The 14,115-nt window shown below is 71.6% G+C and carries 12 protein-coding genes; 2 read left to right on the top strand and 10 right to left on the bottom strand.

What is annotated here, in order from left to right; genetic code table 11:
* Positions 1-52 precede the first annotated feature (52 nt).
* Positions 53-508, top strand: coding sequence for an RrF2 family transcriptional regulator (locus tag BLV24_RS00470; protein WP_092679189.1), 456 nt, complete (start codon positions 53-55; stop codon positions 506-508).
* 160 nt (positions 509-668) lie between these two features.
* Positions 669-2,267 (top strand): OpgD/OpgG family glucan biosynthesis protein, encoded by a 1,599-nt coding sequence (locus BLV24_RS00465; RefSeq protein ID WP_092679188.1) that lies wholly within the window; start codon positions 669-671, stop codon positions 2,265-2,267.
* Here BLV24_RS00465 and BLV24_RS00460 read toward each other — a convergent pair.
* The 10 genes from BLV24_RS00460 to BLV24_RS00415 form a co-directional block, all read right to left on the bottom strand.
* On the bottom strand, positions 2,254-3,297 hold the full coding sequence (locus BLV24_RS00460) for an SDR family NAD(P)-dependent oxidoreductase (RefSeq protein WP_092679187.1): 1,044 nt from the start codon (positions 3,295-3,297) through the stop codon (positions 2,254-2,256). The genes BLV24_RS00465 and BLV24_RS00460 overlap by 14 nt on opposite strands.
* A 57-nt stretch (positions 3,298-3,354) precedes the next feature.
* The gene (locus BLV24_RS00455; RefSeq protein WP_092679186.1) at positions 3,355-3,789 is read right to left on the bottom strand and encodes a MarR family winged helix-turn-helix transcriptional regulator; all 435 of its coding nucleotides are present in this window, start codon (positions 3,787-3,789) and stop codon (positions 3,355-3,357) included.
* A gap of 117 nt (positions 3,790-3,906) precedes the next feature.
* Positions 3,907-4,683 (bottom strand): ABC transporter ATP-binding protein, encoded by a 777-nt coding sequence (locus tag BLV24_RS00450; RefSeq protein WP_092679185.1) that lies wholly within the window; start codon positions 4,681-4,683, stop codon positions 3,907-3,909.
* Complete coding sequence (locus tag BLV24_RS00445; protein ID WP_092679184.1) at positions 4,680-5,528, bottom strand: ABC transporter ATP-binding protein; 849 nt, start codon at positions 5,526-5,528, stop codon at positions 4,680-4,682. Before BLV24_RS00445 ends, BLV24_RS00450 begins: the two co-directional genes overlap by 4 nt.
* Positions 5,525-6,451, bottom strand: coding sequence for a nickel transporter permease (nikC, locus tag BLV24_RS00440; RefSeq protein WP_092679183.1), 927 nt, complete (start codon positions 6,449-6,451; stop codon positions 5,525-5,527). Before nikC ends, BLV24_RS00445 begins: the two co-directional genes overlap by 4 nt.
* A gap of 10 nt (positions 6,452-6,461) precedes the next feature.
* Complete coding sequence (locus BLV24_RS00435; protein ID WP_245710317.1) at positions 6,462-7,523, bottom strand: ABC transporter permease; 1,062 nt, start codon at positions 7,521-7,523, stop codon at positions 6,462-6,464.
* Positions 7,524-7,533: 10 nt separating this feature from the next.
* Positions 7,534-9,138 carry an ABC transporter substrate-binding protein gene (locus BLV24_RS00430; RefSeq protein ID WP_176954574.1) on the bottom strand — a complete coding sequence of 535 codons (1,605 nt, stop codon included), beginning with the start codon at positions 9,136-9,138 and terminating at the stop codon, positions 7,534-7,536.
* Positions 9,139-9,447: 309 nt separating this feature from the next.
* Positions 9,448-10,659: an MFS transporter gene (locus BLV24_RS00425; protein ID WP_092679181.1), complete on the bottom strand. Its 1,212-nt coding sequence runs from the start codon at positions 10,657-10,659 to the stop codon at positions 9,448-9,450.
* Complete coding sequence (locus BLV24_RS00420; protein ID WP_092679180.1) at positions 10,659-12,812, bottom strand: TonB-dependent siderophore receptor; 2,154 nt, start codon at positions 12,810-12,812, stop codon at positions 10,659-10,661. Before BLV24_RS00420 ends, BLV24_RS00425 begins: the two co-directional genes overlap by 1 nt.
* A gap of 151 nt (positions 12,813-12,963) precedes the next feature.
* The gene (locus BLV24_RS00415; protein WP_092679179.1) at positions 12,964-14,067 is read right to left on the bottom strand and encodes a siderophore-interacting protein; all 1,104 of its coding nucleotides are present in this window, start codon (positions 14,065-14,067) and stop codon (positions 12,964-12,966) included.
* Between the last annotated feature and the right edge of the window lie 48 nt (positions 14,068-14,115).

Raw genomic sequence — 14,115 nt, 5'->3', positions numbered from 1 at the left:
TCGGGGGCTCCCTTCGTCTTTAATCCGCGGGCCCGGTTTCAGGAACATCGCCATGCGCCTTTCGCGCTTTTCGGACTACGCGCTCCGCGCCGCGCTGTATCTCGCGGCGCATGAAGGCCGGCTCGCGCCCATCGCCGAGATCGCGCGCGCCCATGACCTGTCGCAGAGCAATCTGATGAAGGTCGTCAACATGCTGGTCGACGGCGGCGTCCTGCGATCCGTGCGCGGGCGCAGCGGAGGCGTGGCCCTGGCCCGGCCGGGCGCCGAGATCCGGGTCGGAGAGATCGTGCGCCTGATGGAGAACGACGGCCCGATGGTGGACTGCTCCGCCTGCCTGCTGCGCGGAAGCTGCGGCCTGGTGCGGGCGCTGCGGGAGGCGGAGAACGCCTTCTACGCCTCGCTCGACCGCTTCACCCTGGCGGAGGTCCTGCGGGCCCGTCCCGGCACGCTGGAGCTGTTGCTGGGCGCGGGTCCTCCGGGCGCCTCCGCGATGGCCGGGCCGCGCTGACGCCTGGGCGCGCGGGCGACGGGCGCTCCGGCGGCCGAACGGGGGGCGCAAGCGAATGCGCCGCATCTTGCCGAGCCGGTCGCGGCGCTTATCTCGAAGGGGCGAGACGACCGGCGCGCAGGCGCCGACCCGCCCCAGACAGCCAGGACGAGGTCCAAATATGTTCGTCAGCCGCCGGCGCCTGCTCGGAACCGCCGCCGCCTTCGGCGCGCTCGCCGCCGCCCCCTCGGGCCGCGCCTTCGCCCAGCAGACCGCCGCGCCGCCCCCCGAACCCTTCGCCTTCGACTTCGACAGCCTGATCGTCCGGGCCGAGGACGCCTGCCGCGTCGCCTATCGCGCGCCCTACACGCCGATGCCCGAGGTCACCGCCGCCATCGACTACGCCAGATGGGGCGAAATCCGCTACCGCACCGACAAGGCCCCCTTCGCCGAGACCGGCGCCTATCCGGTGACCTTCTTTCACCTCGGCCAGTATTTCCAGAAGTCGGTGAAGATGCACATGGTCGCCGACGGCCAGGCCACCGAATTCCCCTACGACCAGTCCCTGTTCGAGATGCCCGAGGATAATCCCGCCCGAAAGCTCCCCGCCGACAGCGGCTTCGCAGGCTTCCGGTTCCAGGAATTCTCCGGCGCCGAGGACTGGGAGACGCAGGACTGGCTGGCCTTTCTCGGCGCCTCCTACCTGCGGGCCATCGGGGCGTCGGGGCAATACGGGCTCTCGGCCCGCGGCGCGGCGATCAACCCCGCCCTGCCCGACATGCCGGAGGAGTTCCCCGACTTCACCGAATTCTACATCGAACAGGGCGAGGACCCGGAGGCTCCGGTCACCGTCCACGCCCTGCTCGACGGCCCCTCGATCACCGGCGCCTTCCGCTTCACCGTGCTGCGCGGCCGCGATCGCGCGCGGGGGGTGGAAATGGAGGTCGAGGCGCAGCTGTTCCTGCGCCGGGACGTGGCGCGGCTCTGCCTCGCGCCCCTGACCTCGATGTTCTGGTACGGCGAATACGGCCGTGAACGCGCCTTCGACTGGCGCGGCGAAGTGCATGACAGTGACGGGCTGGAACTGTGGATGGAGAACGGGGAGCGGCTTTGGAGGCCGCTCAACAACCCGGTGGCCACGCAGGTCTCGGCCTTCGGGGCGGAGAACCCGCGCGGCTTCGGGCTGATGCAGCGGGACCGGAACTTCGACCATTACCGCGACGGCGTGTTCTACGAGCGTCGCCCGAGCCTGTGGGTGGAGCCGATCGCGCCGCTGGGCCGCGGCGCGGTGCAGTTGCTGGAGATCCCGACCAACGACGAGATCCACGACAATATCGGCGCCTTCTGGGTGCCGGAGCGGCCGGCGAAGGCGGGGTCCGCCTGGCGGCTGCACTACAAGCTGCACTGGAAGGACGGGCATCCCGACCCCGCGACCAACATCGCGCAGACCGTCTCCACCCGCATCGGTCGGGGCGGGCAGCCGGGCCATGCGCGGCCCGAGAACACCTGGAAGATCGCGGTGGAATTCGACCGGCCCGAAGTGCTGACCCGGATCCCCTACGGCGTGATGCCGGAGGTCGTGGCCTCGACCTCCGCCGGCCGCATCGTGCGGACCTTCGTGGAGCCGGTGCCGGGCGGGAACGTGTGGCGGGCCTTCTTCGACCTGGAGATCGGGCCGGAGGAGGTGGCGGAGCTGCGCATGTACATGGCGCTGGACGGCGAACCGCTGACCGAAACCTGGACCTACCAGTTCCGCCGCGCCAACCTCATCCCGTCCTGAGGCGGGGCGCGGAGGGGAGCGGGCTCGCGGACGGGGGCCCGGCCTCCATCGCGGGCGGCGCCGGCCAGAGCGTCCGCGCCTCGGCCAGGAAGCGCGCGGCGGCGGCGCGGTCCGCGGCCTGGGCGCTGATCGGCGCCGGCCGGCCGGTGAATTCCACGCAGTCGCCCGAGGCGAAGGTCATCCCGCCCAGCACCAGCCCGTCGACCAGCGCCCGGGCCGAGCGCTCGGCCGAACTGACCCCCTCGACCGCGTGGCGCAAAAGCGGCATCACCCGCCGCCAGGCGAAGCGCAGCGTCGGGCCGCGGTCCCGCGCAAGTCCGGTGCCCGGCATCAGCCCCGGGTCGAAACAGGCCAGGCGCGCGCCAGCGAAGCCCGGCTCCCCCGAGGCGGCGGCGGCGTGGTAGATGGCGCAGAGCTTCGAGGTCGCGTAGCGATCGAGCGCCCGCCCAAGCGCGTCGCGCCCCCCGTCTTCTTCCCCCATCTCGTCATCCCCCGCCCTGTCGTCCCCCGCACTGTCGCGCCCCAGCGCCGCAGCGCGCGCATCCCGGTAGACGGCCCCCCGGAACCCCGCCCGGGCCGCCAGCCGGTTCGCCGGATCATGGGTGCCGCTGCCCGTGGTGACCACCGCCGCGCCTGGCGCCAGCAGGTCCCGAAGCCCGTCGACCAGCGCCACATGGCCCAGCGCATTGGCGGCGAACACGGCGTCTATCCCGTCCTCGGTGAATTCCTGCGGCCCCAGCGCCTGCGCGCCGGCGATGCACAGGACCGAGGCCACGTCGCCCCGCCCGCTTTCCCCCGCCCGCACCCGCGCCCGCGCCTCCGCGACGAAGGCGTGCACCGACCGGCGCGAGCCGGTGTCGAGCGGCAGGATCTCCAGCCGATCGGCCGGGACCGCGGCCCGCAGCGCCACGGCCCGGTCCGGGGCCCGCGCGCCGACGAGGATCCGGTCGCCGGTCCGTTCCGCCAGCCGCCTTGCGGCGGCCAGTCCAAGTCCGGAAGTGGCGCCGGTGAGCACATGCAGACAGGTCATCTCGGGTCCCTTTCGACCGTTGGGGCGAGAGGGAATGTAATACGAGATTCGCAGTATTCAAAGTTCGAATGATGCGAGTTTCGTAAAAATACGCAGGAAGGTCGCCTGCTCCTCCGGATCGAGCCGGTCGAGCATCTGCCGGCAATGCTCGCGCTGCACGGCCAGCAACGCCTCCGCATAGTCCCGCCCCGCCGGACTGAGGCTCAGCCGGATGGCGCGCCGGTCCTGCTCCGGCCGGTCGCGGGCCAGCAGCCCCTGCCGGTGCAGCCGGTCGGTCGCCGAGGAAATGGTGGTCGCGGCGGCCCCCAGCCCCCGGGCGAGGTCCGAGGGCCCGCAGCCGGGGCGTTCGGCCACGAACAGCAGGATCTGCATGTCCAGCGGGTTCAACGGCCGGCCCGCGGAAAGCTGGGCCTCGGCCGACTTGAACCGCTGCGAAAGGGCGCCGATGGCCCCGCGCAGGGTCTCGGCCTGGTGGTCTGGGTCGAAGCTCATCGCTGAATTTTAGGCCAAGCGCGCGGCGCCCGCCAGCCCGCCCGCGCAGCGGGGCCGGAGCCGGCGGGCGCCCCCGCCCCCGTCAGACCGCGCGCCCCCGCCCGCCTGTTCGCCCGCCTACTCGTAGGTCACATATCCCCGCACCGCCTCGCGGTCGTAACCCTCGGTGGCCGAGACCAGCTGGCGGGTATAGGCCTCCGCCGGCTCGCCGCCGCGCAGGGTGGAGGCGGTCAGCTCCTCCACCACCCTGCCCCGGTTCATCACCGCCACCCGTTCGCAGATATGCGCCACCACGGCGAGGTTGTGGGAGACCATCAGATAGGTCAGCCCCCGCTCCCGCTGCAGGCGCTTGAGCAGGTTCAGCACCTCCGCCTGCACCGAGACGTCGAGCGCGCTGGTCGGCTCGTCCAGCAGCAGGATTTCGGGTTCCAGGATCAGGGCGCGGGCCACCGCGATGCGCTGACGCTGGCCGCCGGAGATCTGGTGCGGGTAGCGGAAACGGAATTCCGGCCCCAGCCCCACATCCGACAGCGCCGCCTTGATCCGCCGATCCTTGTCGCCGACGCGGTGGATCTCCAGCGGCTCGCGCAGGATGGCGTCGACGGTGTGGCGCGGGTGCAGGGCGCCGTAGGGGTCCTGGAACACCATCTGCATCCGCCGCGCCTCGTCCCGGCTGCGCTTCGAGGTCAGCGGCGTGCCATTCACCCGGATCGTCCCGCCGAACTCCGGATTGATGCGGGCGATGGCGCGCAGGACCGTGGACTTGCCCGAGCCGCTCTCGCCCACCAGCCCGTAGGATTCGCCCTGGGCCACCGTGAAGGAGACCCCGCGCACCGCCCGCACCGTGGCGGCGCCGCGGCCGAATTCGACGGTCAGGTTCTCGACCTCGATCATCGGGCCTCCTCCAGCCAGCCGGCGTCGCGGGTCAGCACCGGCAGCATGTGCTGCGGATGTTCCAGCGAGGGCAGGCAGTTCAGCAGCCCGCGGGTATAGGGGTGCTGCGCCTCATGCAGGCGCCCGGCCTCCAGCACCTCCATCACCCGGCCGCCATACATCACCATCACCCGGTCGCAGAACGAGGCCACCAGGTTCAGGTCGTGCGAGATCAGCACCAGCCCCATCCCCCGTTCCCGCACCATGTCGTCGAGCAGCGCCAGCACCTGCATCTGCACCGTGACGTCGAGCGCCGAGGTCGGCTCGTCCGCGATCAGCACGTCGGGTTCCGGGATCAGCATCATGGCGATCATCACCCGCTGCCCCATCCCGCCGGAGACCTGGTGGGGGTAGAGGTCATAGACCTTCCCGGCCTCCCGGATGCGCACCGTCTCCAGCATCTCCATCGCCCGGTCGCGGGCCTTGCGGGCGGAGGCGCCGGTGTGGATGCGATAGGCCTCGGCGATCTGGTCGCCGACCTTCACCACCGGGTTCAGCGAATAGCGCGGGTCCTGCATGATCATCGAGATCCGCGCGCCGCGGATCCGGCGCATGGTCCGCTCCGAGGCGTTGGTCAGGTCGATGCCGTCGAAGACCATCTTCTTCGCGCTCACCCGCCCGTTGCGGGCCGAGAGCCGCAGCAGCGCCCGCCCGGTCTGGGACTTGCCGGAGCCGGACTCGCCCACGATCCCCAGCCGTTCGCGGCCCAGCGAGAACGACACTCCGCGCACGGCCTCGACCGGCCCATGCGGCGTGCGGAAGGTGACGCGGAGGTCCTCGACCTCAAGCAGTCTGGCTTCGGTCATGCCTCGCCGCTCCTCGGGTCCAGGACGTCGCGCAGCCCGTCGCCGAGCAGGCAGAAGCCGAGCGAGACCAGGAAGATCGCGGCGCCCGGCGCGGTGGGCACCCACCACTGGTCATAGAGGAAATCGCGGCCGGTGGAGATCATCGCCCCCCATTCCGGCAGCGGCGGCTGGGCGCCGAGCCCGAGGAAGCCCAGCCCCGCGGCGGTCAGGATGATCCCCGCCATGTCCAGCGTCAGCCGCACGATGACCGAGGCCAGGCACAGCGGCACCACATGCTTGCGCAGGATCCGCCAGGTGGAGGCGCCCTGCGCCTCGGCCGCCACGATGTAGTCGGCCTTGCGGATGGTCAGCACCTCGGCCCGCGCGATGCGGGCGTAGGGGGACCAGGTGGTCAGCGCGATGGCGAGCACTGCGTTCTCCAGCCCCGGACCCAGCGCCGCGACGAAGGCCAGCGCCAGGATCAGGCGGGGGAAGGCGAGGAAGATGTCCACGATGCGCATCAGCACCGTGTCCACCCAGCCGCCCGCATAGCCCGCCAGCGTGCCGACCGCGAGCCCGATGGGCGCCACGATGATCGACACCAGCCCCACGATGTAGAGCGTGACGCGCGAGCCCCAGATCAGCCGGTCGTAGATGTCCCGGCCCAGCTGGTCGGTGCCCAGCCAGTGCTCGGCCGATGGCGGCAGCAGGCGGTTGGGCAGGTCGGGGTCGAGCCCCCGCGACCCGGTCAGCAGCGGCGCGAAGATCGCCGCCAGCACCAGGGCGACCACGATCAGCAGCCCCGCCATGGCGATGGGATTGGCCCGGAAGGCCACCCATCCCAGATAGGCCCGCTGCGCCCGCGCCTGCCAGGTCGAGGCCGGCGAGGGCGAGCGCAGCCAGGCGCGCAGCCCCGCGCCCTGCGGATCGGCGGCCGCGCTCATGTCAGCGTCCTCATGTCCGGGCCCGCGGATCGGCGAAGCGGTAAAGCAGGTCGGAGAGCATGTTGATCCCCACGAAACAGATGCCCACCACCACGGTCCCGCCCAGCACCGCGTTCATGTCGGCGTTGAACAGCGAGGTGGTGATGTATTGCCCGATCCCCGGCCAGGCGAAGACGGTCTCGGTCAGCACCGAGCCCTCCAGCAGCGAGGCGTAGGTCAGGCCGATGATGGTGATGAGCTGCACCAGCACGTTGCGGAAGGCGTGCCGCCAGATCACCGAGAATTCCGACGCGCCCTTGATCCGGGCCGCCAGCACGTATTCCTGCCCCAGCTGATCCAGCATGAAGCTGCGCGTCATCCGCGCGATATAGGCCAGCGCATAAAGCCCCAGCACCCCGGCCGGCAGGATCAGGTGGCTGAACGCGTTCCAGAAGATCTCCCATTCGCCATGCCAGGCGGCGTCGAACAGGATCACGCCGGTCGGGTCCTCGACCAGGCCGTCGTAGTAGATGTCGATGCGCCCCGGCCCGGCGACCCAGCCCAGATTGCCGTAGAAGATCAGCAGCCCCAGCATGCCCAGCCAGAACACCGGCGCCGAATAGCCCGCCAGCCCCAGCACGCGGGCGCAATGGTCGATCCAGCGCCCCTGGTTGACCGCCGCCCAGACGCCCAGCGGAATGCCGATGACGCAGCCGATCAGCGTGGCCAGCGTCGCCAGTTCCAGCGTCGCGGGGAAGAAGCGGAGGATGTCCTCCGTCACCGGCCGCGTGGTCATGATCGAGGTGCCGAAATCCCCGGTCAGGATCTGGCCGAGATAGGTCAGGTACTGCTCCCAGATCGGGCGATCGAGCCCCATTTCCAGGAACACCCGTTGATATGCTTCCTCGGAGGCCCGGTCGCCGACCACGGCCAGCACGGGATCCGCCGGCATCACCCGCCCGATCACGAAGGTGATCGCGGTGAGCCCGATGAAGGTGAGCGCGAGCGAGACGAGCGCGCTCGCCGTCGCCCGCAGGGCGCGCGGCGCCGCCGGGAGCTTCCCCGTCGCCGCCGCGCTGTTCGTATCCGTCAAGACCGCCGCCTTACTTGGACACGGTGCGGTAGTAGATCAGGTCGAAGGTCGGCCCGGAGACGAAGCCCTCGACCTCCGCGCGCATCACCGCCTGCTCGGTCTGCTGGAACAGGATGGCGTAGGGGCCTTCATGCATCAGCTTGGCCTGGATGTCGTGATAGAGCGCCTCGCGCTTGGCGGTGTCGGTCTCGTTCCGGGCCGCCACGACCATGGCGTTCATGTCCTCGTCCATCCACGCGTTGCGCCAGGCCAGCACGCCGGTCAGCTTGGCTTCGGGCGAGTTGTCCGGGTTATGCGCGAAGGCGTCGAGGTTGGAGTGCGGGTCGGTGTAGTCCGGCGACCACTGGGCGAGGATCAGCTGATGCTTGCGCGCCCGGTACATGGGCCACAGGGTCTTGCCCTCGGCGGTCGAGATCTCGACCTTGATGCCGGCCTGGGCCAGCGTGCCCTGGAGGGCCTGGGCGATCTCCGGGTAGGGCGACTGGTTGAGCGTGTCCATGTGGATCTCGAACCCGTCGGGATAGCCGGCCTCCGCCAGCAGCGCCTTCGCCTTCTCGATGTCGAGCGCATAGGGCGTCTCGTTGTAGGCCGCCCACATGCCCTCGGGCCAGGCCGCCTGGTGGACCTTGAACTGGCCCTTCAGGAAGGTGTCGGCCATGCCGCGATAGTCGACCAGATAGCGGATCGCCTCGGCCACCTTGGGATTGGACAGGATCTCGTCCGACTGGTTGAAGGCCATGTAGATCACGGCCGCCTTGGCGTCGGTCTGCACGGTCACGTCGTCATTGGACTCGAGCGCCGCGACCATGTCCGGCGTCAGGTCGCGGGCGACGTCGATGTCGCCCTTCTCGATCAGCAGGCGCTGGGCGCCCGGCTCGGCGACGTGGCGCACGATCACCCGCTTCACGCCCGGCGCGCCGGAGCGGAAGTCCTCGTTGGCGGTCATCGAGACCAGCTCGTTGGCCTTCCAGGTCTGCAGCTTGAACGGACCCGAGCCGGCGGAGTGGTTCTTCAGCCAGGCGTAGCCCATGTCGCCGTCGGTCGCGTGCTCTTCCACCGTCTTCATGTCGACGATCGAGGCGACGCCGGCGGACAGCGCGTTCAGCACCAGGGCGGGGGAGAAGTCCTCGGTGATGGTGATCACCGCGGCGCCGTCCTCGACCCGGACCAGCTCGTCCACGTTCTCCGGGGTCCAGCCGAACTGGGTGATGATGAAGGAAGGCGTCTTGTTCAGCTTCACCACGCGGCGCAGCGAATAGACCACGTCCTCGGCGGTGACCGGATTGCCGCTCTCGAAGGTCATGCCCTCGCGCATGGTGAAGGTGATGGACTTGCCGTCCTCCGACACCGTGTAGGTCTCGCACACGCCGCAGACCAGGGTGGCCATGTCCTCGGGTTCGAACCACATCAGGCGGTCATAGATCTGGGCGATGATCTCGCCGCCCGAGAACTCGAACACTTCCGCCGGGTCGAGCGTGATGATGTCCGAGACGTCCTTGGCCATCACGAACGTGTCGGCGGGGGGGGCGGCGTAGGCCGGAGCCGGGGCCAGCGCCGGGCCGGCGAGAATCGCTGCCGCGAGCCCCGTCACGGCCAGTCTGCTGAGGAAATTCATTGTCGCGCCTCCGCTGTTGCGCGCCGCGCGGTTCAGCGCGGCCTGGGATCGGGCCGGGGTCGAGCCCGGCCTCATTTGTCGGGCGCGGCTGGTTCCGCGTCCCGGTGTGGGAGCCTGCGAATTTCGCCTCCGCCTGTCCACATATGAATTTCCGCGACGCGGCGAAAAGGGCGGAGATTTGCGCATCGCCGCAACGGGCGCCTGTCCGGAAGGCGCCGACTGCGCGCGGGACAGGCGCCGGGCCGGCAAGGCTCGCGCATGAGGCGCCTCGGAGGCCGCCGGCTCGCTCATGCGCGATGGGGGCGCGGCTCAGCCCGGCTCCGCGCGGGTCGCCCAGAACAACGCCGGGACCGCCAGCAACGCCAGCCCGGCGGCGATCCAGAAGAACGCCGCGTAGCCCAGCGCCCCGGCCAGCACGCCCGCGGCCAGTCCCGTGGCCATGGACACGGCGGCGTCCGCGCTTTGAAACAGGGTGAAGTCGACGCCGGCCTGGCGCGGGTCCGACCAGCGCATGAACTGGGCGTAGAGCGCCACGAACCCGGTCGCCATGACCAGCGAGCCGCCGGTCAGCGCCAGCCCGACCAGCGCCGCGCCGGGCAGCGCGCCGGTGGCGGCGTGCAGGCCGATCAGCGTCAGCACGCCGGCCTGGACCACCGCCGCGCCCACCAGCACCGCGCGAATGCCGAAGCGCCGCACCAGCCCGCCGCCGAGCGCCGCCCCCACGACCCCGAGCCCGATGGCCCCGGCCCCGTTGAGCAGCCCGACCTGGGCCAGGGACCAGCCCTGGTCCACGAAGAACGGTCCCAGCAGCCCGATCGAGGTCTTCTGCGCGGTCACGTGGATCGCCGCCAGCGCCAGCCCGCGCCGCACCGGCCGCCGGGCCAGCGCCGCGCGCAGCGACGGCCGCGGTCCGGGGAGCGATATCGGCTCCCCCCGCCGCGTCCGCGCGAGAAAGGGCAGCGCCAGCAGCGTCACCGCCCCCGCCGCCAGCCCGACCGCCGGCCCCCAGCCGACCCAGCCCACGGCGACGAGGAACGCCCCCGCCCCGATCGCATGACCGAGATAGGAGCCTCCGACCTGGGCGGCGTTGCCCCAGCCCAGCTGCCGATCCGACAGGTTCTGCACCGCGTAGCCGTCCACGGCGATGTCGACGGTGGAGGTGGCGATGGCGACCAGCATCAGGCAGGCCAGCGTCGCGGCCAGCGGGGCCGGCCCCACCAGCCCCGCCGCCGCCAGCCCCGCCACCGCCGCCGCCCCGCCGATCAGCACCACCGCGCCCGATCGCGCGGGGCGCCCCGGAGGCAGCCGGAACCGCTCCACCGCCGGCGACCACAGGAACTTGAGCGCCCAGGGCGCCGCCAGCAGCGACAGCAGCCCCACATGCTCCAGCGGCAACCCCTCGGCGCGCAGCACCGCGGGCAGACCGCTCCAGGTCAGGCCCCCGATGACGCTCTGACCCACATAGAGCCCGCCGATGGCCAGCGTGACGCCCCAGGGCGAGGCGGAGACGGAACCGCCCATCAGAAGCGATACCGCAGCGCCAGCGTCGCGTTCAGCCCCTCGTCCCAGTAGCAGAAGCCCGAGGCGCAGGTCTGGTCGGCCTGGTCGAACAGGTTGCGGACGTTCAGCTGCACCTGCGCGCCCTCGATCCCCACCTGCCCGAGGTCGTAGCTGAGCGCCGCGTCCACGAACATCCGCTCGGCGTTGCGGATGGAGTTGGCGTCATCCCCCCAGCTGTCCCCGACATAGCGGACGCCGGCGCCGATGCCGAAGCCCTCCAGCAGGCCCGACCGCGGCGCGTAATGGGCCCAGAGGCTGGCGACGTCGTTGGGCGTGGCGGAAAGCTCGTTCCCCGCCGTGCCCGCGGCCCCCTTGCGGATCGACATGCGCAGATGGGTCCACGAGGCGATCACGCTGAGCCCGTTGTCGAAATTCGACACCGCCTCCATCTCGAACCCCTGCGAGCGCAGATCCCGCTGCACCTGCCGGTTGATCCCGGTCGAGGTGTCGAAGACCACCCCGTCCTCCTGCGAGATATCGAAGACGGACGCCGTCACCAGGCTGTCGGTCCCCGGGATCGCGTATTTGATCCCGATCTCCTTCTGCAGCGCCGTGGTGGGCTTCGCCGGCGTGCCGACGGCCGACGTCGCGGGCTCGTAGACCAGCCCGATATTGGGGGAGAAGGACGTGGAGAGATTGGCGAAGGGCGCCAGTCCGTAGCCGACCTCGTAGCTCACCCCGATGCGGCCCGAGAACGCCTCGTCCGTGGTGTCGGTCCGCAGGCCCGCCGCGTCGGTGGACGCGGTCTCCACATGGTCCCAGCGGCCCGACAGAAACACGGTCAGGTCCCGCCACACCGCCTGGTCATGCAGGTAGAGCCCGACCTGGTTCTGCTCCTGCCCCCCGGCCGAGGGCACGGCGGAGGCCTTGATCGAGGCCAGCGAGACGTAATCCACCAGCGAGCCCGCCTCGTAATCCGCCCAGGTGTAGTCGAGCCCGGCCAGCAGCGTGTGGCGCACCGAGCCGGTGGCGAATTCGGCCTGGGCCTGGTTGTCCACGGTGAACTGGGACAGCGTCTCGGTGTAGTGCCCCCAATAGCGCGTCAGCTCCGGGGCGCCGGCGTCGTAGAGCCCGGAATATTCCAGATCCGCGTCCACATCCGCGTAGCGCCCCTTCTGGCGCAGGGTGATGGCGGAATTCACGTCGTGCTCCAGCTCCCACCCCAGGCGCCATTGCTGCTGGTCGAAGTCGTTATAGGCCGGATCCGCGGCGGGAACGCGCGAGACCTCGCCATAGGCCGGGTTGTAATAGGCCGCCGTGCCGCCGGTGGTGGCGTCGGTGTATTCGCCCAGCAGGGTCAGCGTGGTGTCCGGCGTGATCGCCCAGCTCAGCGCCGGGGCGATGGTCAGCTTGTCGTCGGGATAGCCGGGCAGCTCGGTCTCCGCGGTGCGGGCGAGGCCGGTGATGCGGTAGCTCAGCGAGCCCGACCCCGGAACCGGCCCGGACAGGTCGAACGCTCCCTGCCAGCGGTCGTCGGTCCCGGTCAGCACCTCGACCTCGCGATAGGGCTCGGCGGTGGGGCGCTTGGAGACCATGTTGACGATCCCTCCCGGCCCCGACACGCCGTAGAGCGACGAGGACGGGCCCTTCAGCACCGCCACCCCCTCCAGCGTGTAGGGATCGTTGCGGAACCAGGCGGAGGGGCCGTTGTAGAGCCGCAGCCCGTCGCGGAACATGCCGGTGTAATAGGCGGGGAAGCCGCGGATCGTGTAGGCGTCGTAGCGGCTGTCATAGCCGAAGGCCGAGATCGAGGCGCCCGCGGTATAGGCCAGCGCGTCGAGCAGGGTGCGCGGGCTCTGGTCCTCCATCTGGTCCTGGGTGATGACCGAGACCGCCTGCGGAATGCGCCGGATCGGGGTGTCGACCTTGGTCGCCTGGCGCCCGCGCTGGGCGACGTAGCCGTTCTGGACGAGGGTGGTGTCGGATTCCGCCTCCACCGTGATGGGGCCGAGCCGGATGGGCTCGGCCGCGTCCTGCGCGCGGGCCTGCGGGGCGGCGAGCGCCAGCGCCAGCGCCAGCGGGGCGGCGCCGGCGCGCAGGGCGCGGCGGGCGCGAAGGTCTAGGCGGGCGCGCAGGTCTCGGGGCGGGCGGGTCGTGTCTGTCTTGTCGGTCATACGGGGTCCCTCTGAGCTGTTCAGACGCCCGGGGCCGCAGCGCCCGGACGACCGACTGTTTCAGTCGGTTTTTTGCGCGCGCCATGTCTCGGGCGGCGTTGTTCAGGCTGGGCCGCGTCGCTTCCGGCGCGCGCGGGCCTTGCGAAACGGGTCAGGCGCGCCAGTAGGCGACGCAGTCGCGCCGGTCGCGCGGCACGCCCAGCGCGTCGAGCCGGACGCGCGCGCGGCGCACCGCGGCGGTCTCGGCCGCGATCCACCAGCGGGGCGGGTCGGCGGCGCCCATCGCGGCCTCCGCCGCGTCGAGCAGCGCGTCGGCCAGCGCCTCGGGCGCCGTGTCGGGGGGCAGCAGCCGCAGCGCGATTCCCGGCGGCGGCGCCAGGTAGGCGGCGGCCTCGGGCGGCGCGGCGACGACGGCGAGGCCCCGGCGCCCGGGCGCCGCCTCGAAGGCGCGGGCCAGCGCCGGCAGGGCGCAGAGATCGGCGGCGGCCATCAGCGCCGCATCCGCCGCCGGCGGCCCGCCCGAAGGGCCGAGCGCGCCGAGCCGCCATCCCGGCCGCGCCCGCGCCGCCCATCCGGCCAGCAGGTCGTCGCCATGGACCACCGCGTCGATCTCCACTTCGCCCCGCGCGACATCCGCGCGGCGCACGGTGTAGACCCGCGTCGCCAGCGCCTGCGGGCCGGCCGGCCAGGCGAGCCCGCCATTCGGCTTCTGGCGCGGCCAGGCGGCCCCTTCGCCGTCCCCGGTCTCGACGGGCGGAACCAGCAGGCGCACATGCATGGGCGCGCCGGCATAGCGGGCCGCGTCCTCGACCTCGAACACCAGCCGGTCGAGCCCCGGCATCACCGGCGCCCGCGCGCCCCGCCAGGTCCATGCCTGGAAATCGGCGGCGAGCGCGCCGGGCCGGGCCCCGTCGGACCAGCGCAACGCCTCGGCGGCGGGCGGGTCGATTTCGGCCAGGAAATGAACCGCCATCTCCTTGATCCCGCGCATCACCACCGCGTCGCAGGCCTCGGCCGCCAGGTCCAGGCCCCGGTCCCCGGCGTCGAGGCCCACGGACCAGCCGTCCCCGCGCAGGGTCACGGCCCGGGCGCGCGCGGCCGGGTGCGCACCGGGGTGCGCGGCGGGGTCCGCATCGGCGCGCGCGGCGGGCTCGGCGCGGATGTCGAGCGCAGCGGCGGCTTCGACGATGCGGCGCAGGGCGGCGACGGAATCGGGCAGGCCGGCACGGGCGCCGGCGTATAGCGGAGCGGTCATGGAAACGCGGGGAACCTCGGGAGGAAAGGGCTGCGGTCGCACGGCGAT

The sequence above is a fragment of the Albimonas donghaensis genome (assembly GCF_900106695.1).
GTDB classification, from domain to species: Bacteria; Pseudomonadota; Alphaproteobacteria; order Rhodobacterales; family Rhodobacteraceae; genus Albimonas; species Albimonas donghaensis.
Note: the sequence above shows the minus strand (reverse complement) of the source record. Positions and strands in the feature narration are given on the sequence as shown.

Excerpts from the sequence above, each read along its gene's own strand:
- BLV24_RS00430 (WP_176954574.1), bottom strand. The coding sequence starts at position 9,138 with ATGAATTTCCTCAGCAGACTGGCCGTGACGGGGCTCGCGGCAGCGATT.
- BLV24_RS00420 (WP_092679180.1), bottom strand. The coding sequence starts at position 12,812 with ATGACCGACAAGACAGACACGACCCGCCCGCCCCGAGACCTGCGCGCC.
- BLV24_RS00460 (WP_092679187.1), bottom strand. The coding sequence starts at position 3,297 with ATGACCTGTCTGCATGTGCTCACCGGCGCCACTTCCGGACTTGGACTG.
- BLV24_RS00465 (WP_092679188.1), top strand. The coding sequence starts at position 669 with ATGTTCGTCAGCCGCCGGCGCCTGCTCGGAACCGCCGCCGCCTTCGGC.
- BLV24_RS00425 (WP_092679181.1), bottom strand. The coding sequence starts at position 10,659 with ATGGGCGGTTCCGTCTCCGCCTCGCCCTGGGGCGTCACGCTGGCCATC.
- BLV24_RS00415 (WP_092679179.1), bottom strand. The coding sequence starts at position 14,067 with ATGACCGCTCCGCTATACGCCGGCGCCCGTGCCGGCCTGCCCGATTCC.
- BLV24_RS00445 (WP_092679184.1), bottom strand. The coding sequence starts at position 5,528 with ATGACCGAAGCCAGACTGCTTGAGGTCGAGGACCTCCGCGTCACCTTC.
- nikC (WP_092679183.1), bottom strand. The coding sequence starts at position 6,451 with ATGAGCGCGGCCGCCGATCCGCAGGGCGCGGGGCTGCGCGCCTGGCTG.
- BLV24_RS00455 (WP_092679186.1), bottom strand. The coding sequence starts at position 3,789 with ATGAGCTTCGACCCAGACCACCAGGCCGAGACCCTGCGCGGGGCCATC.
- BLV24_RS00470 (WP_092679189.1), top strand. The coding sequence starts at position 53 with ATGCGCCTTTCGCGCTTTTCGGACTACGCGCTCCGCGCCGCGCTGTAT.
- BLV24_RS00450 (WP_092679185.1), bottom strand. The coding sequence starts at position 4,683 with ATGATCGAGGTCGAGAACCTGACCGTCGAATTCGGCCGCGGCGCCGCC.